Raw genomic sequence first — 22,288 nt, forward strand, 5'->3', positions numbered from 1 at the left:
TCGTACGGATAGACATCGAGATTCTCTAGTTAGCTCCTTGAGCAATGTGTGATTCTCGGGTGTCTAGATTGGTCAGTAGAACTTTCGAAAATACAGTTATCTGATAAGTGCAGAGAAAACACGTTGTTCGACTTTTCGGAGATGCTCGCTCACAGTCGTAGTTGCGACACCAATCTGAGTCGCAATCTTCTCGTGAGTGGTTCCTCTCGGTGTTTCGTAGTATCCCTCCTCAACTGCCAGAGTGAGTACCTCTACCTGGCGCTCAGTCAATAGTGAGATGATCACATTCTCCCCTGGCTTACGCTCTCCCTTTCTGAGGAGGGTGAGTTCAATATCTGATGGAATTTCCGAGATGACACGATGAAGCGTTTGTTCATCTCCGCTCATCGTGATCTTGAGTCCATCATCAGTATGTGTTATGGGTGTCTCGAACACGATTCCGTGTGACCGGGCAAGAGAGAAAAATTCACGAATCGGCTTGAGTGGGCGACCGTGGATGTACACAAGCCCACTTCCGTTCTCTGGCACATCACAGGAGATGACCTCTTTGTGGTCCGTGAGGTATGTTCTCACCTGATCGAGGTCGCCTCGAAGATGGTAGAGCAGAATAATCGTCCCATCTTTGAGAATAGTAACGTGGTGCAGCGACTCACGGATTATCGACGGATCCGCTGCGAGTAACTGATTCGCCGGGTGGAATCCGCCTTCGACTGAGATCTCCAGCGTAATCGACTTCATGAGATTACTCCGATTTCCTTTGACTAATAAATGAGCCTATCTAGGTGAGGCAATGCTGACATACAAATTCCACTCTAACGATAATTTGCCTCATGAAAAGACAAAGCCTTGGTTGGCGTCAGTTCCATATTAGACCGTTATGGAGAGCAGTATCTCCTCGATCTGTAAGTAACCGTACGAGTGGAGAGATTTGAGATGGGTGTTCGAATCAGCGAGTCCGAGAGCGTTCCCGCCACGTTGCGTAGCCGAGACGCAATTCTTCCTGGAGTGATGACGGTGATCTTGGTTGCGACCTTTACCTATCTCTCCCCAGGGTTATCACTGATCACCACGTTCGTTCCTGCTATTATTCTCGCATACGTGTGCTATTTATTAACGAGCTTTCAACGAATGCCTGATCCAAGTCGGGTGCTCCCCGTCTACTTGATCGCATTTGCTGTCCAGTTCTTACACTTCGCCGAGGAGTTTTCGACCGAATTCTACACCCGCTGGCCGGTTGAGGTTTTCAACGCAGCCCCGTTCGAGCTCACGACGTTCGTTCAGATCAATATGGTCTCATACGCTGCGTTCGCTCTCGGTGCGGTCGCCATCCACCGTGGTATCAAGGGTCCAATGCTCATCGTCTGGTTTTTCACCCTTATGGGGGTCATCGGAAACGGCGTTCTACATCCCATCTATCCGATCCTCGCGACCGGCGAGTTCGGCTACTTTCCCGGACTCTATACGTCCGTCATCTATCTGATTTTAGGCCCGATCCTGTTTCGTCGTCTGTGGGAAGTCCGAAGCGATAGTGGTAGTGCTGTGAACCATGACGTTGAGACGAACAGCAACACTGGGAGTAGTCAATGAGACCTTTCAGCGACCGAGATACTGTAGAAACAATGAAACACCAAGCAGGAGTCGTATCCAATGTCGAACAAGGTAACTAGTATGAAGTTCGTCGACTTGAGTCACACGTTCGAAGACGGGATGCCGGGGTTCCGTCAAAAGAACGATGACGGGACACACACGGAGTACACTGCAGATGTATATCCGTTTTTCACACACGAGGAGTCTCGGGAGAAGTACGAAGGCAAATCCGCGTTCGAGGTTACCGAAATGCGGTTCCAGACGTCCATGGGAACGTATCTAGATTCACCGTATCATCGACATCCCGAGGGTCGTGACATCAGTGATCTTGACATCGGCGAGCTGGTACTTCCTGGGACGGTCGTCGATGCTCGTGGGCTTGCTGGCAACGAAGAATTGACTGTTGACGCACTTCCCCAGGAGTCTGCCCTCGCAGGTACCGCCGTCCTGTTCAATTTTGGATGGGACGAACACTGGGGCACAGAGCAGTACCGATCCTACCCATACATCTCTGAGGCCGTCATTGAGAGACTAATCGATGCAGATGTTTCTCTGGTTGGCGTAGACACGCTAAACGCCGACGACCACCAGAACCCCGCCCGCCCGGCCCACACTCGACTCCTTGACGAAGAGATCTTCATCGTCGAGAATCTCTGCAACCTTGATTCGCTCGGTGGTGAGTCATTCCGATTCTTCGCTGTGCCGATCAAAGCCAAAGACACTGCTGCAATGCCCATCCGTGCGTTTGCCGAAGTTGACCAGTGAGACGAGAAGTCGGTATTCGCAATGTGTGGCAAAGATACTGGCCGGATTAAGCGATTTAAACAGCACGTTCCCCCACTAGTTGTCTGTCATCCCAGCTCCCCGTCTCGTAGCAGCAGTCAGGTGGTCAGTTCGCTGGTATACTGTTGTTCCCAGTCGTCACGGGCTTCGATTTCTCGACGACCGCGAGCTGTAATCGCGTAGACGTTCGTTCGGCGGTCCTTTTCGCCTTTGTCGAGCAGTCCCTTCTCAACGAGCGTGTCGAGGTTGGGATACAGCCGGCCGTGGTGGATCTCGGTTTCGTAGTAGTCCTCGAGTTGGTCTTTGATTGCGAGTCCGTGTGGTTCATCCAAGCCGGCGGTGACGTACAGCAGGTCGCGTTGGAACCCGGTCAAGTCGTACATTTTGCTGTCCGCAGCTAGTTTAAGAATACATATACATTTGTTGGCCATCGGCCGGGTTTCAGAGTGACCTCGCTGGACGAACGTTTATATCGGAAGATACAGCCACGACGCGGTATGCCGCCCTCCCGTGACCCGGCCGTGGAACTTCGACTGAACGAAGACGCTCGTTGGTGAGGTGCAAGTAGCATTCGGCCACGTCCTGCTGCGATTGAAAACGGGCTTGAGACGAACTTTCCCACACGAGAGTTAAGCACCGCGTGAGATGGCGTTGAATACCGTTCAAAGAAAGGGTACGGACGAAGTACTATCGCTAAAAAAGCTCAAAGCGGTGCTGAGTGTACGGAATCTGACTGTTGGGGGACGTCCCAAACGCTAAGCTTTAACATTGTTGGGGTTGTACCACAACATAGGAGAACGATGCCTGCAAGGGTTGTGTACCGGGACGAAAACGAGAAGCTAGATGGAAGTCGGTATGAGATGGTCGCGTGGCAGGTTCCCTCAAGCGAAGACTTCCCGCAGGGACTGAAATACAGCTTTCAGTACATGGACGCTGACGGCGACACACTCCTGCGGTATGATAACTCGCCGTACCACTTGGATGTTGGTCGACACCACCGACATACACCCGAGGGCGACATCACGAAGTTGGAGTTCACAGGGCTGTCCGACCTAGTCAACGATTTCCAAACCGAGGTGAACGAGATCTATGAGCAACGAACCAACTGATACTGAACCGACGCACGACGAATTCACTCCCGACCCGGACGAGGTCGAGTACCCTTCGACTCTCCGTATCACGTCGCTCCCAGCAGAACAGGCACAGGCGGCGGCTCTTGAGCGGGCCGAACGGTGGGAGCAGGGTGAAGAGGTACCGCATGTCGTCAACTTCGAGGATCGGACGCGGCTCCGCCAACTGCTAACCGACCGGCGGATGGAACTCCTCGAAGAGGTGATGGAACGCCCGCCCGAGAGTATCCGCGCACTGGCTAGTCGCTTGGAGCGCGACGTCCACGATGTGCACGACGATCTACACCTACTAGCCGAGTACGACATCGTCCACTTCGAGAAGGATGGTCGCGCAAAGAAGCCGTACGTCCCCTACGATACGGTCCGGATTGAGGTTGAGTTCGGTCTGCCGCGTGATGAGGGGTCTTCGTCGCCCGCATCAGCGTAGCCGGAGATTCGCGGTTACGATTTTCTTGAACCTGTTGAAACCTTCTTGGTGCTCCCGGTGGTACGACGCTGCTGGGACGCAGATTACTGAGGACTCTTGGCGTGAACAGTTACTCTCGGACTCAGAGACGTGGGTTGTCCCGGCGATTGCACTTCAGCGAGCGTCTGCTGATGTCTCGTCGTCACAGTCGTCGTCAGCCTCGCCAACACGGCAATTGCTCCGCTGTCAGTCGTGTGGGGAGCAGACACCGCATCGGTTCGACTCACGCGACGACAGCCCATCCGCAGCGTGGGCTGGAGAGCCTGTCTGGCGGTGCTCCGTGTGTCGAACACCGCGGTATGGGGGCGGACTGTTGGAGTAAGTCCCTTTGCAGAGGGTTGACGCACAGATTTATTATAAGCTGTTGCATAAAATCAGATAGTGTCCGAGAATACAGAACAAGGGATAAATATCTGTGTGCCAGTTGATCCACGTGGCGACACGAGAGTGTTTCGGTTGCGTGCGGCCGATGACGTGGTACGCCACCTCATTGATGCACACCAGTCCGAGTTCACACTCAAAGAATTGAGTGAGATAACAGACCGGAGTCGGTCGACAGTTTGGCGAGCAGTTGAGTTCCTTGAAGCTCTTGATATCGTACAGGTTCGACAGACAACACAGCGTAAGTACGTCTCAATCAACCCCGCTCGACTGCAGAAAGACGACCCTGTTCTCGGGATTCCACAAGTTGAGTATCACGCACCGGTTCGAGCGTTCGTTGAACGGGTCAACGCCGCAATCGAACAGACAGATGCAGTCACGAACGTACTCGGCATTCTCGTCTTTGGCAGTGTCGCCCGTGGTGAAGCCGACCGCAAAAGCGACATTGACGTCTTTGTGCTCGTTGAGGGTGACCGGACTATCGCGCGACGCGTCATCTCGACGGTGGCCGCTGACTTGGGCGAAGAACGGTTCGACGGCGACCGCTACACGTTTGAACCGTTTGTCGAGTCCGAAGCAAGCGCACGTCGAGCGAGCGAGAAACTCCACGAGATCTTTCGCGACGGTGTCACCGTCTATGGTGACGCGGAGTTCCAACATGTCCGGACGGCGGTGATGACCGATGAGTAGTACTCGAATCGAGACGCTCGTTGATGAAGTGCAAGCCGCATTCGACCATCGTCCTAGTACGATTGAATCTCAGTACCTCACAAAGCATCCTCGCCTAGCTGTCTCTGAAGCCTGAATTCTGTGGCCGAGCGGTTGCATTGGCGGTCTCGACGACAGAATCATGGACGGATCGGCGGAGAGCCGTCGCTGTCGGCGGCGGCTGCCGCCGACGCGACAGCGTCGCCACTCCCACTGTTGGCTAGCCCGGTCGGGAGTTACCGGTGGAACCGGTCGTCTGGTGGTCGGTTCGCGGGGACGGCCCGACGCACCGCGAGGGCCGTCCACGCTGCTCGACGGACCATATTGATGAACTCCTTGAACGACCACTCCCAGAGGCGACGCCCCCCACGGCGGGGCGTCGCCACGTACTCCCAGTGCAAATACCGCCAGACGTTCTGTAACAGCAGGCTCACCACGACGTACAACAGCCGTACGACCGGATTTTGTGTCGAGGTCGTCGCGATACTTTGCTCGGAGAGTCGATAGCTTGCCTCGATACCGAAGCGTTTCGCGTAGTGGTATCGAGCGTCCCGTGGTGAGTCGATGAACGGCGCGTCAGCGGCGTAGCCGTGACGCGCCACGCCATGTTCGTCGTACCGTCCGTTCTGGTAGGTACAGTCGATGTAGACGGGAAACTCGACGGTCCAGCTGTGACCGTCGAGTTTCGCTGTCAGACTGTGCTGAATCACGCGACTCCACCCTTCTGAGAGTTCTCGCTTGATCGTCCGTCCCCAGCGGACGATCGGCATGACGTAGGCGTGGTTGTGCGCCTGAAGCAGCGTCAAACACTTGCTGTCGTAGAATTCGCGGTCAAGATAGACGGCCTTGACACCGAGGTCAAGGCCGTCGAGAATACCGAGGAACTCTGCGAGGACACTGCTGGCGGTGTCGCCGTCTTCGAGACGGCGCACCGCCAGCGTGTAGCGTTTGTTCTTCACGCGTGCGTACAGTGTCGCGTACGCGTGAAACGCGGTGGTTCCACGCTTCTCTTGTGAGTGATACAGGCCGTCTGTATCGTCTTCGTCGCCGTAGTAGGGCCGCAGGTGGAGGTCTGCGCAGACCTCCACCTGCTGGGGAAGGACGTCGAGAACGTCTTTCTGGAGGAGCGTGTTCCCGATTTGTTCGAGCGTCTCGAGGTCGAACTTGGTGCGGAGATGGTAGAGAACCGAGTTTTCGTGAGGTGCATCTTCGCTTCTCTTGCAGAGTGTAGAGACCGAGGTCCCGTCGGCGCAGGCGCCGACGAGGACCTCGTAGATGTCTTCAGCATCGAGTTCAGCGTTTTCAGCGAGTGAGAGAGCAACTTCCTCGTCAAGAGAGTTGACGAGGAAGTTAAGGAGCTGGTCCTCGTGGATTTCATCGTCTGTTTGCTGGTTGTTGGACACATCTTCAGCAAGCAGACCTTCTAACTAAACGGCTTTGTGAGGTACTGAATCTGGACTTGAGACGAACGAAGCAGATATCCTTCAGTTGCGGAAGTCATGTCGTCTCCTCGCTGGTGCGACGGTGCTTCTAGAACAGGGCTTCTACACACTCGTGATTGAGGCGTCGTTCGTCGCGATTGAGCGTGTGATTGAATTCAAACTGCTCGAGGGAGGTCTCGAACCTCGTGACCTCCCCGGTACACATCCAGGTGTGTATACAGAAGCGGCGAGACGCGGTATTATCTCGCACCATGTCGCTGAGAATCTCCAGGACCTCTGGCGGAATCACCGCGCCAAAACCTACTATCAGGATGGGCTTGCTTCAAAAAGCCGTGCGGAGAAACTGTTCGAACTCGCACGAGAGACACACGAATACGTAGTCAACTACCCCGCCCTAACGTTCGCTAATGCTCACGTTTGAGGACGGGGCTTGTCCGTGGACTCGCGCTCTAACCGAATCTCGGTGGGCGGTATAATCGCTACTCGCGTTCAGCGTCCCGGACTTCAGGGCCAGTTGACCGTGACCCAACCCAGAGGGACGTTCAGTACTTCACAAAGCCGTTTAGTTAGAAGGTCTGCTTGCAGAAGGTGTGTCTAAAACCCAGCAAGCAGACGATGAAATCCACGAGGACCAGCTCCTTAACTTCCTCGTCAACTCTCTTGACGAGGAAGTTGCTCTCTCACTCGCTGAAAACGCTGAACTCGATGCTGAAGACATCTACGAGGTCCTCGTCGGCGCCTGCGCCGACGGGACCTCGGTCTCAACGCTCTGTGAGAGAAGCGAAGATGCACCCCACGAAAACTCCGTTCTCTACCATCTCCGCACTAAATTCGATCTAGAAACGCTCGAACAGGTTGGCAACATGCTCCTCCAGAAAGACGTTCTCGACGTCCTTCCCCAGCAGGTGGAGGTCTGCGCAGACCTCCACCTGCGGCCCTACTATGGTGACGAAGACGACACGGACGGCCTGTATCACTCACAAGCGAAGCGTGGAACCACCGCGTTCCACGCCTACGCGACGCTGTACGCACGCGTGAAGAACAAACGCTACACGCTGGCGGTGCGCCGTCTCGAAGACGGCGACACCGCCCGCAGTGTCCTCGCAGAGTTCCTCGGTATTCTCGACGGCCTTGACCTCGGTGTCAAGGCCGTCTATCTTGACCGCGAATTCTACGACAGCAAGTGTTTGACGCTGCTTCAGGCGCACAACCACGCCTACGTCATGCCGATCGTCCGCTGGGGACAATCAATCAAGCAAGAACTCTCGGAAGGCTGGAGTCGCGTGATTCAGCACAGTCTGACGGCGAGACTCGACGGTCACAGCTGGACCGTCGAGTTCCCCGTCTACATTGACTGTACCTACCAGAACGGACGGTACGACGAACATGGCGTGGCGCGTCACGGCTACGCCGCTGACGCGCCGTTCATCGACTCACCACGAGACGCTCGATACCACTACGCGAAACGCTTCGGTATCGAGGCAAGCTATCGACTCTCTGAACAAAGTATCGCGACGACCTCGACACAAAATCCGGTTGTACGGCTGCTGTACGTCGTGGTGAGCTTGCTGTTACAGAACGTGTGGCGGTATCTGCACTGGGAGTACGTGGCGACGCCCCGCCGAGGCGGGCGTCGCCTCTGGCAGTGGCCATTCAAGGAGTTCATCAACATGATCCGACGGGCAGCGTGGACGGCCCTCGCGACGCATCGGGCCGTCCCCGCGAACCGGCCACCGGACGACCGGTTTAGCCGGTAATCACCGCCCAGACAGCCTCCAGCGGGAGTGGCGACGCTGTCGCGTCGGCGGCAGCCGCCGCTGACAGCGACAGCTCTCCGTCCGTTCGCCCAAGATTCTCTCGTCGAAACCGCCAGTCCAACCGCTCCGCCACAGAACTCAGGCTTCAGAAACAGCTAGCCGAGGATGCTTTGTGAGGTACTGAGACCAGATTGGCACGAAGCCAATTGTCATTTTGAGGACCTACCGTAGAATGCCACAGATTCTACAGGATTCAACTGTGTGACGTGGTCGGAAGTTCTAACATGTGTCACACTGTATCTGATTCAATGAATGAGGGTACCGAAGCAACAGACGAAAGCAATTTTGGAGATGGAAAGAAGCGATATAGTATTCGTCTCAGTCACGATGGCTGCTGGATGATTGATGTGACTCGCTCATTCCCTGGAGCACACGTTATCGAGAAGGCGTTCTATCATGGAGATGAAGATATCAAAACAGATATCATACTATTCATTGATGATAATTCGAACACCAAGCTCAATGAGATTATTAATGGGATACGGGGCCATCCCGATGTTAATTATGTTTCTGTTTTAGATAGACTTGGCCAGCGAGCACGTCTAATGGTTCACTATACTGACGACCACAGTGTCAACAACACCATCGCAAACACGGATATCATGCCGATTGAGCCAGTCCATGCGGTAAATGGCGTCGAACACTGGTCAGTTCTTATGAACCCGGCAGACATCGGAACTACTCTCAAGCAAATTGAAGACGAATGTGACGCTGAGATCCAGTCAATTCGTGGCTTCGATTCGGGCAAAGATATGGTATTTACCGATCTCGTCGATCAGATTAACGATGATCTGTCTCCTCGCCAGATTCAGAGTCTTTTAGTGGCGAATAACAAGGGCTACTACAACTGGCCACGCCACGCAACCGCGAACGAAATTGCAGAAGAATTAGATATTTCTGGGCCAACCTGTCTTGAGCATCTTCGCAAGGGAGAGCAGAAAATTGTTCGAAGTATCATCGACGCGCTTCAGAGGCGTCACGGCCACTCCTAGATCAGTTAGTACTTTCTGTGTGACCTCGTCCTTCATCAACACGGATGCATCGGACAAGAGTTTCGCCATGAGCCTCGAACTCGGGGAAACCCTCTTTACAATCTTCGGTAGCAATTGGGCATCGTGGATGGAACCGACAACCGTTTGGAGGCTCGCTCGGGTCAGGAACGTCACCTGAAAGTACAATGTCTTCTGTCGCGTCGTAATCGGGGTCCGGAACAGGAACTGCAGACAAGAGTGCTTTGGTGTAGGGGTGTCTTGGAGTCTCGAATAAGTCGTTAACTGGCGCTCGTTCAACAACGTTGCCGAGATACATGACCGAGATTCGGTCTGCAATATGGCGAACAACGGAGAGGTCGTGAGTTACGAAGATATACGTTAGATTGTGTTCTTCCTTCAATCGGTCCAGCATGTTGAGAATCTGTGACTGGACACTCACGTCAAGTGCGCTTGTGGGTTCGTCTAAGACAACCAGAGATGGATTAGTTGCGAGTGCACGTGCGATTGCAACCCGTTGTTTTTGCCCTCCAGATAACTCATGTGGGAACCGCGTGAGGTGTTCCGTATTGAGACCAACCTCATGTATCAACTCGAGCACTCGAGCCGTAATCTGTCGGCTCGTTGCATTCGAATGAATCTGTAGGGGTTCACTGACAATCCGCTCGACAGTCATTCGAGAGTTCAACGAACTGTCTGGGTTTTGGAAGACGATTTGAATCTCTTTCCGGAGGTCTTGCACTTCAGACTGAGATAATTCCGTCAGTGGTGTCCCACGGAAGAGCACTTCACCGTCTGTTGGTGATTTAAGCCCAATTATGGTCTCCAACAGGGTACTCTTTCCACACCCTGATTCGCCAACGAGGCCGTGAGTCTCACCCGGATAGATATCGACTGAAACGTCGTCGACTGCTTTGACGTCACCGACGTGACGCTGGAACATCCCTTTCGTTATCGGGTAGTATTTTTTGAGGTTCTGTATCGACAAGAGAGGCTCTGAGTGTGTATCCTCTTGACGCTGTGCTTCTTGTGTTGATGAGCTCATCTCATTCACCTCCACTGTTGCCTTCACTCGACGAATGGTCTGTGTCTGTTACCTCGTGGACGAGACAGGATGACTCGTGTTGATCGGCTCCCCGAATCTTCGGTGGGTTCTCACTGCGGCACCGTTCTTCTGCGTCAGGGCAGCGTGGGTGGAACCGGCAACCTGACGGAGGGTTCACGAGATTTGGGACCGACCCTTCGATAACACCGAGTGAGTCCTTCGGATTCGCGACGTTAGGTATAGTCTTGAGCAATTCACGCGTGTATGGGTGCGTTGGCCTGTGGAAGATATCTCGGACGGTCCCAAACTCCACAATTTCACCAGCATACATGACTCCGACTCGGTCACAAAATTGAGCTACAACGCCCAAGTCGTGTGTGATCCACAGCACTGAGAGATTATGTTCTTCAACAAGTTTACTGAAAATGGACAGAACCTTCTTTTCGATAGTCACGTCCAGTGCAGTCGTGGGCTCGTCTGCGATGATAAGTTCGGGGTCACAAGCTAGTTCCATTGCGATCATCACCCGCTGTTTCATCCCTCCTGAGAGTTCGTGTGGGTAGCTTTTTAGCACCCCCTCTGGCCGAGGCATTTCAACTTCCTCAAGTGTTTCATGGGCAATGTCCTCAGCCTCCGGTTTGCTCACACCACGGTTAGTCGTGATGACCTCTATCATCTGATTTCGGATTGTGTAAACTGGATTAAGTGAAGTCGACGGGTCTTGGAAAACCATCGCGATGTCGCTGCCCCGAATTGCTCGGATTTCAGAAGGGGACTTTTCCAATACATTTTCACCTCTGAACCGAATCGAACCATCGACAATCTCTCCGGGGGGACTCGGAATCAATTGCATGACGCTTTTCGCAGTCACTGATTTTCCGCTCCCAGTTTCCCCAACAAGCCCGACAGTCTCTCCACGTTCGACAGAGAGGTTGACGCCATTCAGTGCTCGAACGACTCCCGCTTCTGTGTGGAAGTGCGTCTGCAGTCCATCAATTTCTAGTATCTTTGTCATCGGTTATCTGTTGAGTTTTGGATCAAGTGCGTCTCTGAGGCCTTCTCCAAGGAGATTGAACCCGAAGATGAACACAACGATTGCGATCGCCGGGAAAGTCGATATCCACCATGCAGTTCTCATATAATCACGTCCCGATGCGAGCATTACACCCCACGATGGAGTTGGTGGCTGCGCACCGAGGCCGAGGAACGAGAGTGCTGCCTCAGCTGCAATCGCTTGGCCCATCATCAAGGTTGCAACGACAAATGCCGGCATAATCGCGTTTGGGAGCAAGTGTCGAATGATGATGCGACTGTCTGAAGAGCCTATAGCACGGGCTGCTTTGGTGAAGTCCTGCTCGCGTAAAGACAGGACTTCACCACGAACAAGACGAGCATACTGTCCCCAGAAGACAAGACCAACTGCAACCATAATGTTCGTCAGGCTTGGTTCAAGCATCGCAGCTAACGCCAAACCGACTAGGATTGCTGGGAACGACCACGTGATGTCTACTGCAGTCTGGATAGCAGTATCAATCCACCCGCCATAGTAGCCTGCGAGCGCACCAAGTGCAACACCTATCCCAAGTGCGACGCCAACGGCTGTGATTGCGATTTGCAACGAGATCCGCGATCCGTATATAATCCGTGAGAGGATGTCTCGTCCAAAGGCATCTGTCCCTAGAAGGTGTTCACTTGATGGGGGAGCCAGTGTGTTCGTGAGGTCCTGTTCGGACGGTTCATACGGCGCAACGAATGGTGCAAAGATAGCTGTTGCGAGGATGAGACTAGTGACGAACGCACCGCATACGGCTGGCTTATGACGTTTGAGCCGGTGTAAGACGGTCTTGATGCGGTCCCACTGAGCAGTACGTGACTCAAAAGAGTCTAATTCGTCTGCCCAGTGCTCTTCGAGCTCGTTCCAGTCGATATTGAGTTCACTTTCGGACATATTAGTCGTACCTGATTCGTGGGTCAACAACGCTGTAGAGTACGTCTGCAAGCAGATTCCCAAACATTATCGCCGCTGCGAGAATGAGAAGGATACCCTGAACAACTGGGTAATCTCGGCCGAAGATACTGTTGACCATCAGCCGCCCTACACCAGGGCGTGAGAAGACAATCTCAAGGACAACCCCACTCGCAATGACCCAGCCGAGCCGGAGTCCTAGTAATGTCACGACGGGTAAGATAGCGTTTCGAAGCGCATGCTTGAGGACAACACTGCGGTTCGAGAGGCCATTCGCCCGTGCCATCTGGACGTAGGTCTCCTGCATTGTTTCTACCATTGACGAACGCATAACGCGAGCTTCGACAGCACTCCCTCGAAGAGCAAGCGCGATTGCGGGCATCAACAATAGTCCGAGTGTACCGTAACCCGCTGTGGCAACCCACTCCAACTGAACTCCAAAGACGATGAGGAAGAGGATTCCAACCCAGAACGCCGGAAATGACACGCCCAGAAGGACAAAGCCCATTGATACGTAGTCGACCCACGTATTCTGTCTTAGCGCTGAAATCACGCCTACGGGGATCGCAATGACGTACATCAGAACGAGTCCGAGCGTAGTAAACCGGAGCGTGATCGGGAGACGAACCATAATCATCTCTAATACCGGCTTTCCGGTTTTGATCGACGTCCCGAAGTCACCTTGGACGAGATTTGTTAACCACGAAAGGTACTGGACGTACAGAGGTCTGTCGAGTCCGTATTTCTGGGTCAACTGTGAAATTTCTTCGGGACCGGCTCGCGGCGGTGCGAGCAGGTCGACAGGTGAACCAGGGGGTAGTTGGATGAGCAGGAAAACAACGATAGACACCAGCGTAAGCTTCGGGATCATCGCCAAGAGCCCGCGAGCAACGTATTGATACAGCTTCATAAATCGGTGAGTAGTGGTCTGTCTGCGTTACTTTGAGATGGTCTCTGCTGTCGTGCCAAGTGTGTAGAACTCGTATCCTTCCACTTCAGACCGCACTGCGGATATCCCTTCAGGATAATGCACTGGTGCGGCGGGAACCAGATTTTCCATCAGGTACTCGTGTGCTTTCTTGAACTTCTGGATACGATCTTCCCACGACCCAGCACTCATCCCGGCTTCTATGAGTTCGTTGGCACGCATGTCTTCTTCACGCCCCTCTTGTACACCGAACCATGCTGGATATGGTGTCATGTCGAATGCAAAGAACCAGTCGAGGATGTCCGCATTTTGCCACGTGTATCCCTCAACGATAGTCTCGAAATCACCATCCTTGATACGGGATTGAACTGTGGCTTCGTCGACAACTTTTGGTTTCAGTTCGACACCAATTTTTGAAGCCTGCTCTTGGTATATCGTTGCTAGGTTGCGCGCGGTACTAGCGTTGGTCGTCAACAATTCGAACGACGCCTCCTCGCCATCTTTCGTGCTCACACCACCGGGGTTGACTGTCCACCCTGCATCCTCCATGAGACTCTTTGATTTGTCTAGGTCGAACGAGTGGTTATACTCGTCACTGATGTCTTGTGAGGGAACTGTTGGTGGAAGGAGATTGACACCCGGCTGCCCGAGTCCCTGAAAGAGTCCATCAACGATGGATTTTCGATCGATGGCGTAGCTAATTGCTTTTCGGAGGTTGAGATCCTCCGCAATGACACCTGCCTTCTCGGGGTTGAGATTGAACCCAAGCCATCGGATTTGGCGCCCATCAGCGCGGTAGACTGTAATTTCATCGTTGTTCTCGTACGATTGGACTTTCGTCGGTGGGAGCCCAGTGAGAATCGCGTCTGCTTCGCCAGTCTCAATTGCCGCCGTCCGGGATGCGGTCCCCGTGATGACGTCGTAGGTGATCTCCTTCGCGTTTCCTGCCCCTTCATGACCGATCCAGTCTGGTGACCAGTCATATTCCTCAAAGCGTTCGAGAACGAGGTGGCGGTCACCGTCCCGGGTCTTCCACTTGTACGGCCCGGACCCGACTGCGATTGATCGACCGTAATCGTCGCCGTGTTTTTCGTAAGCACCTTTGCTCGGCACTGCTGCGTATCCAGAACTCAGATTCCACAGCAGGTTTGGTGCAGGGTTCGCGAGTTTCACACGAGCCGTATACGTGTCTTCGATGACGACGTCATCAACAACTCCATCAACCATGTAGGACGTCCCACTTCCATTCATTAGGTAGTCCATCATGAACCACTTCACGTGTGATGCATCGAACGAAGACCCATCATGGAACGTAATCCCTTCTCGAAGCGTCATCACAAGGTCTGAATTGTCGTTTTCAAAAGACCAACTCTTCAGCATTCCTGGCTGAAGTTTCATATCGTAGTCACGGTCAACGAGGTTCTGGTAGATATCCCGTGCCGGTGGTCCCATCCATCCGGTGTTGTGGTCGAACTGGTCGAACGGGTGGTCCAGAAGGATACGGAGGCTAAGTGAATCCGTCGCATCTGAACCGCCACTGGAACCGGTTTCAGTATCTTGCTCGGACTGTTCGGTGGTTGACCCTCCAACGTCAGTCTTCGCGTCACCTCCAGTACACCCCGAGAGAAGCGTAGCAGGTCCAACAGTTGCGCCTGCGGCAATCGTCTTTAATAATTTTCGTCTGTCAGTATCTGGCATAGATTTGTTTGACATTGTCTGACTCTGTTTCTCAATCAAACTGGATTGACTAATAGGGGGCACCTTGCTTACTAGGGTGTGGTTTGTGTCAAAAGAAATCGTGAGTCGGACACACCTCTCAGAAGTGCCCGAATCTACGCTCTAAGTGTCTTACCAGGTTTATTCCCGGTTTCTTGCCCATCTTTCAATATAAATTCGCCGTTGACGATAACGTGGTCAATACCTGTCGGCAATTGCTTTGCATTGTTGTAACTAGACTCAGTTGATGTCCATTCGGGCCGGAATGAGACAAGATCTGCGTCAAGCCCTTCGCGGATGATACCTTTCGACTGGAGCCCATAGATCCGTGCGGGAAGGGAGGTCATCTTACGGACTGCCTCTTCTAAGCTGACGAGGTTCTTTTCGCGGACAAACTCGTCAATGATCTTTGGATACGTCCCGTAAAGTCTCGGATGGGGATTCTCGCTTACGAGCCCGTCAGAACCAACACAAACCAGCGGTGACTGGAAGATTGTCTCGACATCGTCTTCGCGGCCGAGGAAGATAATAATCCGTACGTTTAGTTCTTCTTCGACAAGCAAGTCAAGACAGGCGTCAAGTGGGGTTGCATCCCGCTTCTCAGCAATTTCTGAGATTGTCATGCCTTCAATATCGGAGCGACCAGATCCGACGTCACAAATCAAGATATTCTCCCAGCCGACTGTTCCGGCGTCGTTCTCCCAGAAGGGAATACGGAAGTCTCGAATATCCGCAGCCATCCGCTCTCTAGAAGCTGGTTCGCGTAAGAGTCTAAGCGTTTCCTCCGCACCGTCCCCATGGGCCCACGGTGGAAGCACAGCCGACAGTGACGTACTACCTGCGACATACGGATACTGGTCGGCTGTGATATCAACTCCCATCTCACGGGCAATTTCGAGGAACGAAAGTGCAAGGTTGGCTTTGCCGTGTTGCTTTCGTCCAGAGAGTTTAAAGTGAGATAGGTGGAGAGGAACGTCCGTCTCATAGCCCACAGAGATGAATTCGTACATTGCCTCGAACAACCAATGCCCTTCGCTTCTGATGTGCGCGACGAATGGGCGGTTCGTCGGTGAGAGGACATCACAGAGTGCTAGTAGTTCCTCAGTATCCGAATGGATTTGAGGGTGATAAATGAGTCCCGTAGAAAGACCGAGACAGCCATCATCAAGCGATTCCTGCAGAAGCTCTTTCATTTGGTCTAACTCTTCAGTAGTTGCAGTTCGCCCAGCCATCCCCATAACCTCAAACCGAATTGTTCCGTGTCCTGCAAGTATTCCGAGATTCAGTGCTGGCCGAGCGTCGTCGACTGCATCAAGGTATGTGCTCATCGATTCAAACACTCCTGCTGATTCTGCAGACCCGCTTAGAGTCTGCATTCGAGCAGACCATTCATCTACGTGTCCCGGTGAAACCGGTGCCGGGCCGAGGCCATCTTGACCAAGTATCTCGGTCGTTATTCCTTGATGTAACTTTGGCGTGAGGAATGGGTCTTCGAATACCTCGAAATCAGAGTGGGAATGTGCTTCGATAAACCCTGGAGCGAGGACAGCCCCACCAACGTCAACCACCTCGTCCGCGTCTGGTGCTTCATTTCGTGAAACTTCCTCAATCTTGCCGTTTTTGACACTGACGCGCCCTCGAAACGACGGGGCTCCGGTCCCGTCGATTATCCGTGCATCAGTGAAAACAATATCACTCACAGTTCTGGAGTCTTCGGCAAACGGGTTCATATAACACACCCCTTGCTTGATAGGTATTAACCAGCGGTGAGAAACCCCGTGCCAATAGGAGGCTGTATCAAATTGACCTCCTAGCCCACAGAGGTCTAAGTGAAAGAAGCTACCAGTTGGGAGTGATTCCGTGACCTGGACCACTCGGTGTAATCGTCGGGCCGGATTCCCTATCAATGACGTCGTCGTCAAGCAGTCGCGTCGCGTCAAGATCGACATGGGAGAACCCACCGATACCTGATACAAGATGTGCACTGGTGTGAATGCCAATTGAGCTCTCCAACATACAGCCCACCATCAGATCACGCCCTGCTGCCCGGGTAATCGCTGCAATATCTGCTGCTCCGAGGAGTCCAGACTTCCCGAGTTTTATATTGATGACGTCTGCTGCATCGTTACGAATTACACGCACAGCGTCTTCTGGAGTGAAAACTGCCTCGTCGGCACCGACAGGTGCTCTTGTCCTGTTTCGGACGCTTGCCAGTCCAGCTATATCAGATTTCACAACCGGTTGCTCAAGGAGTGAAAGAGAGATCCCTGCATCATGCATTGCTTGGTCAAACATGATTGCCTCTGAAACGGACCATCCTTGGTTCGCATCAACGGTAATCGTCGCGTTTGGTGCTGCTTCACTCACAGACCGAACGCGTTGAATGTCTGTCTCGAGATCTTCACCAACCTTAATCTTGAGTGTCTCAAAGCCGTTTTGGACTGCTGACTCGGCTCTTTTGGCAGCGACATCTGGCGTATGGATAGGGATAGTCATGTCCGTCTCAACGACATCTGGACTCCCACCGAACAATTCAGCCATTGGGATATCGATTTCTCGGCAGTAGGCATCGATAATCGCTGTTTCAAGAGCAAAGAGAGACGAAACTGCACTTGGGAACGTAGCGTGTAGATCCTCGATAATCGCCCTATAGTTGGCAACGTCACGACCAACGAGCAGTTCGGACGCCTTACTGATTGTATCAAGTGTCGCACCTTGCGTCTCACCAGTAACGTAGTGATCTGGTGAACCTTCGCCAAGGCCGACAACATCTGTTTCGGTCTCTACAAAGACAATAACATTCGGAGCATTGTACTGCGTTCCCAGTGCGATCTCGAATGGTTCTTTCAGTGGTAAGTCGAGGGATTCAACCCTCACACTACTAATTTTACTCATAGCGCCCCCTGAACGCCATGCAGAATAGCCTCTGGACCACCATCTTTAAGCACATTTCCGGTTGGGATTCCCACCGTATCTTCCACTTTAGCAGCGTCACCCCATGTTGAAATTGCAGCAACTTCTGCTTCCGATAAGTGCTCGATTATCTCAATCTCTTCCTGTAAACCACCGATTTCGAAGCGATCGAAATCATCGCGCTTGACTCTATCTGGATCGTCTGCAACAATTACAACATCGGGATTTGATCCGTGTAGTAGGCCAAGAGTCACTCCAGAGTATGCTCTGTGCGAAAGGGCTGCTTGTCCTTCCACAAATACAATATCATGTGTCTCAGCCACCTTGCTAACAAGATCTTCAACAATCCCAGCAACGAAGTCTGCAGGCACCCTATCGATAACGACACCTGCATCAGCACCAATCATCATACCTGTCTGTCCTGTTGCGACCCATCCTGCATCGAGTCCTCCCTCGCAAGCAGCACGATAGACTTCGAACGTTGTAGTTCGTTTGCCGACAGCGCAATCAGTCCCCATAGTCAATACGATATCTGCGTCACAGTCGTCAACTCGACCATCTGCGACTCGAAGTTTCTTTTCAGGAGGTTTTCGAACGTCTATCAGCGACACGCCAGCGCTCGCTGCTCGTTCACGCCACTCTGGGTCGTCACTGAGGAAGTCGTGTAATCCGGAGATGACGTCACAGCCAGCCTCTATTGCTGTGTGTATCTGAGGAACCCAATCAATTGGGAGGCCACCCCCAACAGGGGCAACACCCAGAACCAATGCCCCTGCGTTATTCGCTTCGTCCAAGGCCGCTTCGACGGTCGCAACGATAGGGACATCATCAGATAATTCTGAACCGAGGACGTCCTCCACAGCTTGTCCAGCCGTAGTTGAATCAACGACAGCACTCACATCGAATAACGTACTGTGTGCGATAACGCCATTAGCAGTTTTTCCGCCGGTCTTTCCGAGAGCGCCTTCAGCAAAAACAATTGCTTCAACAGGATCATCATAATGCTCAGCCAGATGCATACTGTATCTGGGTAATTTTTATGAGAAAAGTCATCCCCCTTGTATGAAAGGGTAGACCTGTACAGTCGGGTAAGTATATACCACTCCGAAGTTACGATTCGAGCGATGAGACCGGATGACGAGTCGGCACAGTCTGAGATCGATGACTTGTTAAAACCATATCTGCGCAACGCTGACAAACAATTAGTCGTTGACACAGGCCCTGTCAATACACGGCGTGCGGTCGTTTCGAATACATATGGTTCCCTTTTGGGGCTAGTAGGCTACGTCCCCATCGATATCTCACTCAAACCCGAAGGTGCAACCCTAGAGCCCGGTGAACCACTTGATTTCACCGTCACGATTACAAATAGGTCTACAATCGATATTCCCCTTTCACTCACGTGCTCAACACTCTGGGGATGGTACCTTGATGGACACCCTGAAGCGACGACCTCTGACCACTATAATAGCCCACCCCGCCGAGTTAAAGTTCGTGGCTCACAATCATATACATTCGAACGTCGGTGGTCTGGCTATATTCACGATGGGGGAGACATTCGTCCACCCGATTCCGGTGAACACACGTTCGAAGCACGAATTCACACTGAGGACCGATCAGACCAGGGGCTATTTGACACAATTGAACTACAGATCCTTGACGCCTGATTCGTCCAGTGGGCAATCTACCAAGCTGTACAATCAGAATCCAGGGGCATCCGCTACCCATGTTTGATATGCATGCGTTCTAGTTTAGCAGAGAATGCGGTCGCTGTTTGTTGATTAGATATCGTCGCAACTACCCGGTTGAGGAACCCGGTGGATGATGTGTACTCACCACCGGACTCGGTAGTTGTTGATCGGATTCAAAGAGCGTTTCCCTCCGATGAGTTGCGCGAGCGCGCTCGCGCAACGAATCTCGTCCAACGAGAGCGGAAGTTCGACATCGTTGCACTGTTCTACACACTCACGTTTGGCTTCGCTGCTAGCTCAGACCGCTCTTTGCAGGCGTTTCTCGACCGCTACGTCGAGATGGCTGACTGCGATGAGCTCTCCTACGCGGCGTTTCACGACTGGTTCGAACCGGGGTTCGTTGCATTCCTCCGAGAGATTCTCGATGACGCCATCGAGAATCTCGATACCGGACGAACCGACTTGAACGGACGTCTCGAACGATTTCGAGACGTCCTCATTGCCGACGCGACCATCGTTTCGCTGTACCAGGACGCCGCTGATGTCTACGCAGCAACTGGCAAGGATCAAGCTGAACTGAAGCTCCACCTCACAGAGTCACTCTCGACGGGCCTTCCAACGCGATTCCGCACAACCGACGGAACAACTCACGAACGGAGTCAGCTACCCACCGGTGAGTGGGTAGCTGACGCCCTCATCTTGCTTGATTTAGGCTTCTACGACTTCTGGTTGTTCGACCGAATCGACCAGAACGGCGGGTGGTTCGTCTCCCGGGTGAAGGACAACGCGAACTTCGAGATCGTCGAAGAACTGCGAACGTGGCGAGGCAACAGCATTCCGCTGGAAGGAGAGTCGCTGCAGGCCGTCCTTGAGGACCTGCAGCGACAGGAAATCGACGTCCGCATCACGCTTTCATTCGAGCGCAAACGAGGGTCGGGCGCCAGCGCGACCCGGACGTTCCGACTGGTCGGCCTGCGCAACGAGGAGACCGACGAGTACCATCTGTATCTGACGAATCTGGCGAGAGAGGACTACAGCGCGCCCGATATCGCGCAGCTCTATCGGGCGCGCTGGGAGGTCGAACTGCTGTTCAAGGAGCTGAAGTCGCGGTTCGGCTTGGACGAGATCAAGACGACCGACGGCTACATCATCGAGGCGCTGATCATCATGGCCGCAATTTCGTTGATGATGAGTCGTGTAATCGTGGATGAGTTACGGTCGCTCGAGGCAAGACAGCGAGAGGGCGAAGCCGCCGCAGACGCCGACTCGTCGGCGTCGCGGCTCCCTCGGCGTCGCTGTTCGCTCGCCGTGGAACGCCACGGTCATCTAATCCAGTTGTATCTCATGATCGAGTTGGGCTACGAACTGCCGGATTTGGACGAGCTGTTGCTGTGGGCGTCACGAAATCCAAATCCACACAGAGATCGGTTACGTGAGCAGGTTGAACGAGGTGAGTTCGGCTTTGATCGCTACTAAACTAGAACGCATGGTGACGGATGGTATGATGCGTTGTGGACAAGAGGGTAAGCTTTACTCTGTTAAATTGGTTAGTTCAGATATGGGACTGTTCGACTCTGGGGATGTTAATCCAGAAGCACAGCGCTTGGCAGATAGTGCGCGGGGAAAGAGCGTCACCGCGAAAATTCTCACGAAGACCACAGGCGGGGTAGGTAGTTTTTCAGTTCAGAGTATTCTTGCTGACAGTCCATTCCTCAATATACTGAACGAGAACGAACAGCCCCACTACTACTTTGCCAATAACTCAAAAGGTCAGATTCGTGACGGAGATGCAGTTGGAGCTGGCCACCAGCAAGATTTCATGAGCACATTTTTCGTAACTGACCAACGAATCATCCTCACAGCTGCTGGGAATCGTGGGAATGCGCTAGTATATGGCTCAATTACTGACGTCCAGACCAAAAATGGACTGACGAAAAACCGGCTATCAGTCTTCACAAGCAATCACGAATATAGAATGTATATTCCGAATTCAGCCACTCAATCCGAGATTGAAACAGCTGCAGACTACATCCGAACCCAAGCAAAGGATGCACCTACTGTCAACTCCGATCTCGATACTGTCCATTCACTTCGCCCGATTTGGGACGACACGATGCGAACCGGTGCCGGCAATACAGATCCACTTGATGCAACGCCACAAGGAGCTTATGTAAATCAAGAGCGCGTAGATAAAATCCGAGACATACTTGATCCAGATGAGCGTGTCCACTACCTCACTCGTGGTCAAACAGTTGATGTTGAGGGTTCTGGTGCGGGGAGTTCTTGGTGGGGCAATGACCGAAGTCGAAAGCAGGGAACACGCGGCTACGTACGAGCCGCCGCAACGAACAAACGCGTCGTCGTAAAGATTCCTCAGTTTACCGGTACCGACGAACGGTCAGTACCCTACCAAAGCATAACAAGTGTTGATCTTGATGCTGGCTTAGGTGGGAAACGGATCACACTCCAGACTCCTGGCCAGACGTATCACATCCAAGCAAATTTCCCTGGGAAGCCAGAAGTTCGTGAGATGACGCGGTTCATCCGCGAGCAGATCACAGGTGATACCACGACGGTCACCTCAACAGCATCAACAGAGACTGACCCACTTGAGCAACTGGAAAAGCTTGGTGAACTCCGCGATAACGGAGTTCTCTCAGAAGAGGAATTCGAAGAGAAGAAAGCAGATCTGCTTGATGAGATCTAGTTTCGCTAACTCAGGAGAA

Annotated in this window: 20 protein-coding genes and 1 pseudogene; 10 read left to right on the forward strand and 11 right to left on the reverse strand. The window is 53.0% G+C overall.

From position 1 onward, the window contains the following. Positions 1–96 precede the first annotated feature (96 nt). Positions 97–738: a helix-turn-helix domain-containing protein gene (locus HVO_RS03685; protein ID WP_013035173.1), complete on the reverse strand. Its 642-nt coding sequence runs from the start codon at positions 736–738 to the stop codon at positions 97–99. A gap of 195 nt (positions 739–933) precedes the next feature. On the opposite strand from HVO_RS03685, the gene HVO_RS03690 reads away from it, so the two are divergent. Next, on the forward strand, positions 934–1,587 hold the full coding sequence (locus tag HVO_RS03690; protein WP_049941494.1) for a hypothetical protein: 654 nt from the start codon (positions 934–936) through the stop codon (positions 1,585–1,587). A gap of 81 nt (positions 1,588–1,668) precedes the next feature. Continuing rightward, positions 1,669–2,352 (forward strand): cyclase family protein, encoded by a 684-nt coding sequence (locus HVO_RS03695; protein WP_013035218.1) that lies wholly within the window; start codon positions 1,669–1,671, stop codon positions 2,350–2,352. Positions 2,353–2,468: 116 nt separating this feature from the next. On the opposite strand, the gene HVO_RS03700 is transcribed toward HVO_RS03695, so the two are convergent. Then, positions 2,469–2,753, reverse strand: coding sequence for a PadR family transcriptional regulator (locus HVO_RS03700; RefSeq protein ID WP_004062180.1), 285 nt, complete (start codon positions 2,751–2,753; stop codon positions 2,469–2,471). Between the two features lie 417 nt (positions 2,754–3,170). On the opposite strand from HVO_RS03700, the gene HVO_RS03705 reads away from it, so the two are divergent. The 3 genes from HVO_RS03705 (at position 3,171) to HVO_RS19995 (ending at position 5,037) form a co-directional block, all read left to right on the forward strand. Further along, a complete protein-coding gene (locus tag HVO_RS03705; RefSeq protein WP_013035067.1) occupies positions 3,171–3,479 on the forward strand; it encodes a toxin-antitoxin system TumE family protein in 309 nt (102 codons plus the stop codon). Next, positions 3,460–3,927, forward strand: a complete 468-nt coding sequence (locus HVO_RS03710) for an HVO_A0114 family putative DNA-binding protein (RefSeq protein WP_004062178.1) — start codon at positions 3,460–3,462, stop codon at positions 3,925–3,927. Before HVO_RS03705 ends, HVO_RS03710 begins: the two co-directional genes overlap by 20 nt. A gap of 420 nt (positions 3,928–4,347) precedes the next feature. Next, positions 4,348–5,037 carry a nucleotidyltransferase domain-containing protein gene (locus HVO_RS19995; protein ID WP_004043328.1) on the forward strand — a complete coding sequence of 230 codons (690 nt, stop codon included), beginning with the start codon at positions 4,348–4,350 and terminating at the stop codon, positions 5,035–5,037. Between the two features lie 254 nt (positions 5,038–5,291). Here the strand turns inward: HVO_RS19995 and HVO_RS03720 are convergent, their stop codons facing one another. Then, a complete protein-coding gene (locus HVO_RS03720) occupies positions 5,292–6,458 on the reverse strand; it encodes an ISH3-like element ISH51 family transposase (protein ID WP_013035197.1) in 1,167 nt (388 codons plus the stop codon). Positions 6,459–6,504: 46 nt separating this feature from the next. Between HVO_RS03720 and HVO_RS20000 the strand changes: the two are divergent. The 3 genes and pseudogenes from HVO_RS20000 to HVO_RS20005 all read left to right on the forward strand — a co-directional run. Continuing rightward, a pseudogene (locus HVO_RS20000) lies at positions 6,505–6,918 on the forward strand (hypothetical protein); the annotation flags it as partial. A gap of 169 nt (positions 6,919–7,087) precedes the next feature. Next, a complete protein-coding gene (locus HVO_RS03730; protein ID WP_013035106.1) occupies positions 7,088–8,254 on the forward strand; it encodes an ISH3 family transposase in 1,167 nt (388 codons plus the stop codon). 308 nt (positions 8,255–8,562) lie between these two features. After that, positions 8,563–9,306, forward strand: coding sequence for a helix-turn-helix domain-containing protein (locus HVO_RS20005; protein ID WP_004041387.1), 744 nt, complete (start codon positions 8,563–8,565; stop codon positions 9,304–9,306). Between the two features lies 1 nt (position 9,307). On the opposite strand, the gene HVO_RS20010 is transcribed toward HVO_RS20005, so the two are convergent. The 8 genes from HVO_RS20010 to HVO_RS20025 form a co-directional block, all read right to left on the reverse strand. After that, positions 9,308–10,348, reverse strand: a complete 1,041-nt coding sequence (locus HVO_RS20010) for an ABC transporter ATP-binding protein (protein ID WP_013035189.1) — start codon at positions 10,346–10,348, stop codon at positions 9,308–9,310. A 1-nt stretch (position 10,349) separates the two neighbouring features. Then, the gene (locus tag HVO_RS20015; protein ID WP_013035217.1) at positions 10,350–11,363 is read right to left on the reverse strand and encodes an ABC transporter ATP-binding protein; all 1,014 of its coding nucleotides are present in this window, start codon (positions 11,361–11,363) and stop codon (positions 10,350–10,352) included. Positions 11,364–11,366: 3 nt separating this feature from the next. Next, complete coding sequence (locus HVO_RS03740; RefSeq protein WP_004041390.1) at positions 11,367–12,296, reverse strand: ABC transporter permease; 930 nt, start codon at positions 12,294–12,296, stop codon at positions 11,367–11,369. A gap of 1 nt (position 12,297) precedes the next feature. Then, on the reverse strand, positions 12,298–13,224 hold the full coding sequence (locus HVO_RS03745; protein WP_004041391.1) for an ABC transporter permease: 927 nt from the start codon (positions 13,222–13,224) through the stop codon (positions 12,298–12,300). Between the two features lie 27 nt (positions 13,225–13,251). Continuing rightward, positions 13,252–14,940, reverse strand: coding sequence for an ABC transporter substrate-binding protein (locus HVO_RS03750; protein ID WP_161606675.1), 1,689 nt, complete (start codon positions 14,938–14,940; stop codon positions 13,252–13,254). Positions 14,941–15,074: 134 nt separating this feature from the next. Next, positions 15,075–16,688, reverse strand: coding sequence for an N-acyl-D-amino-acid deacylase family protein (locus tag HVO_RS03755; RefSeq protein ID WP_013035123.1), 1,614 nt, complete (start codon positions 16,686–16,688; stop codon positions 15,075–15,077). Positions 16,689–16,797: 109 nt separating this feature from the next. Then, the gene (locus HVO_RS20020) at positions 16,798–17,853 is read right to left on the reverse strand and encodes a dipeptide epimerase (protein ID WP_004041394.1); all 1,056 of its coding nucleotides are present in this window, start codon (positions 17,851–17,853) and stop codon (positions 16,798–16,800) included. Beyond that, complete coding sequence (locus HVO_RS20025) at positions 17,850–18,890, reverse strand: DUF1611 domain-containing protein (protein WP_004041395.1); 1,041 nt, start codon at positions 18,888–18,890, stop codon at positions 17,850–17,852. Before HVO_RS20025 ends, HVO_RS20020 begins: the two co-directional genes overlap by 4 nt. 798 nt (positions 18,891–19,688) lie before the next feature. Between HVO_RS20025 and HVO_RS03765 the strand changes: the two genes are divergently transcribed. Together HVO_RS03765 and HVO_RS20035 are read left to right on the forward strand one after the other, a co-directional pair. Continuing rightward, positions 19,689–21,038 (forward strand): IS4 family transposase, encoded by a 1,350-nt coding sequence (locus tag HVO_RS03765; protein WP_013035212.1) that lies wholly within the window; start codon positions 19,689–19,691, stop codon positions 21,036–21,038. Positions 21,039–21,120: 82 nt separating this feature from the next. After that, complete coding sequence (locus tag HVO_RS20035) at positions 21,121–22,269, forward strand: PH domain-containing protein (RefSeq protein WP_144064030.1); 1,149 nt, start codon at positions 21,121–21,123, stop codon at positions 22,267–22,269. Positions 22,270–22,288 lie beyond the last annotated feature (19 nt).

It is taken from the genome of Haloferax volcanii DS2, assembly GCF_000025685.1.
In the GTDB taxonomy this organism is placed as follows: Archaea; Halobacteriota; Halobacteria; order Halobacteriales; family Haloferacaceae; genus Haloferax; species Haloferax volcanii.

Bases quoted from the DNA above. Each gene is read 5' to 3' on its own strand.
- HVO_RS03750 (WP_161606675.1), bottom strand. From the start codon at position 14,940: ATGCCAGATACTGACAGACGAAAATTATTAAAGACGATTGCCGCAGGC.
- HVO_RS03740 (WP_004041390.1), bottom strand. From the start codon at position 12,296: ATGTCCGAAAGTGAACTCAATATCGACTGGAACGAGCTCGAAGAGCAC.
- HVO_RS03690 (WP_049941494.1), top strand. From the start codon at position 934: ATGGGTGTTCGAATCAGCGAGTCCGAGAGCGTTCCCGCCACGTTGCGT.
- HVO_RS20010 (WP_013035189.1), bottom strand. From the start codon at position 10,348: ATGAGCTCATCAACACAAGAAGCACAGCGTCAAGAGGATACACACTCA.
- HVO_RS03710 (WP_004062178.1), top strand. From the start codon at position 3,460: ATGAGCAACGAACCAACTGATACTGAACCGACGCACGACGAATTCACT.
- HVO_RS03685 (WP_013035173.1), bottom strand. From the start codon at position 738: ATGAAGTCGATTACGCTGGAGATCTCAGTCGAAGGCGGATTCCACCCG.
- HVO_RS03755 (WP_013035123.1), bottom strand. From the start codon at position 16,688: ATGAACCCGTTTGCCGAAGACTCCAGAACTGTGAGTGATATTGTTTTC.
- HVO_RS03695 (WP_013035218.1), top strand. From the start codon at position 1,669: ATGAAGTTCGTCGACTTGAGTCACACGTTCGAAGACGGGATGCCGGGG.
- HVO_RS03700 (WP_004062180.1), bottom strand. From the start codon at position 2,753: ATGTACGACTTGACCGGGTTCCAACGCGACCTGCTGTACGTCACCGCC.
- HVO_RS20015 (WP_013035217.1), bottom strand. From the start codon at position 11,363: ATGACAAAGATACTAGAAATTGATGGACTGCAGACGCACTTCCACACA.
- HVO_RS20020 (WP_004041394.1), bottom strand. From the start codon at position 17,853: ATGAGTAAAATTAGTAGTGTGAGGGTTGAATCCCTCGACTTACCACTG.
- HVO_RS03745 (WP_004041391.1), bottom strand. From the start codon at position 13,224: ATGAAGCTGTATCAATACGTTGCTCGCGGGCTCTTGGCGATGATCCCG.
- HVO_RS03705 (WP_013035067.1), top strand. From the start codon at position 3,171: ATGCCTGCAAGGGTTGTGTACCGGGACGAAAACGAGAAGCTAGATGGA.
- HVO_RS20025 (WP_004041395.1), bottom strand. From the start codon at position 18,890: ATGCATCTGGCTGAGCATTATGATGATCCTGTTGAAGCAATTGTTTTT.
- HVO_RS20035 (WP_144064030.1), top strand. From the start codon at position 21,121: ATGGGACTGTTCGACTCTGGGGATGTTAATCCAGAAGCACAGCGCTTG.
- HVO_RS20005 (WP_004041387.1), top strand. From the start codon at position 8,563: ATGAATGAGGGTACCGAAGCAACAGACGAAAGCAATTTTGGAGATGGA.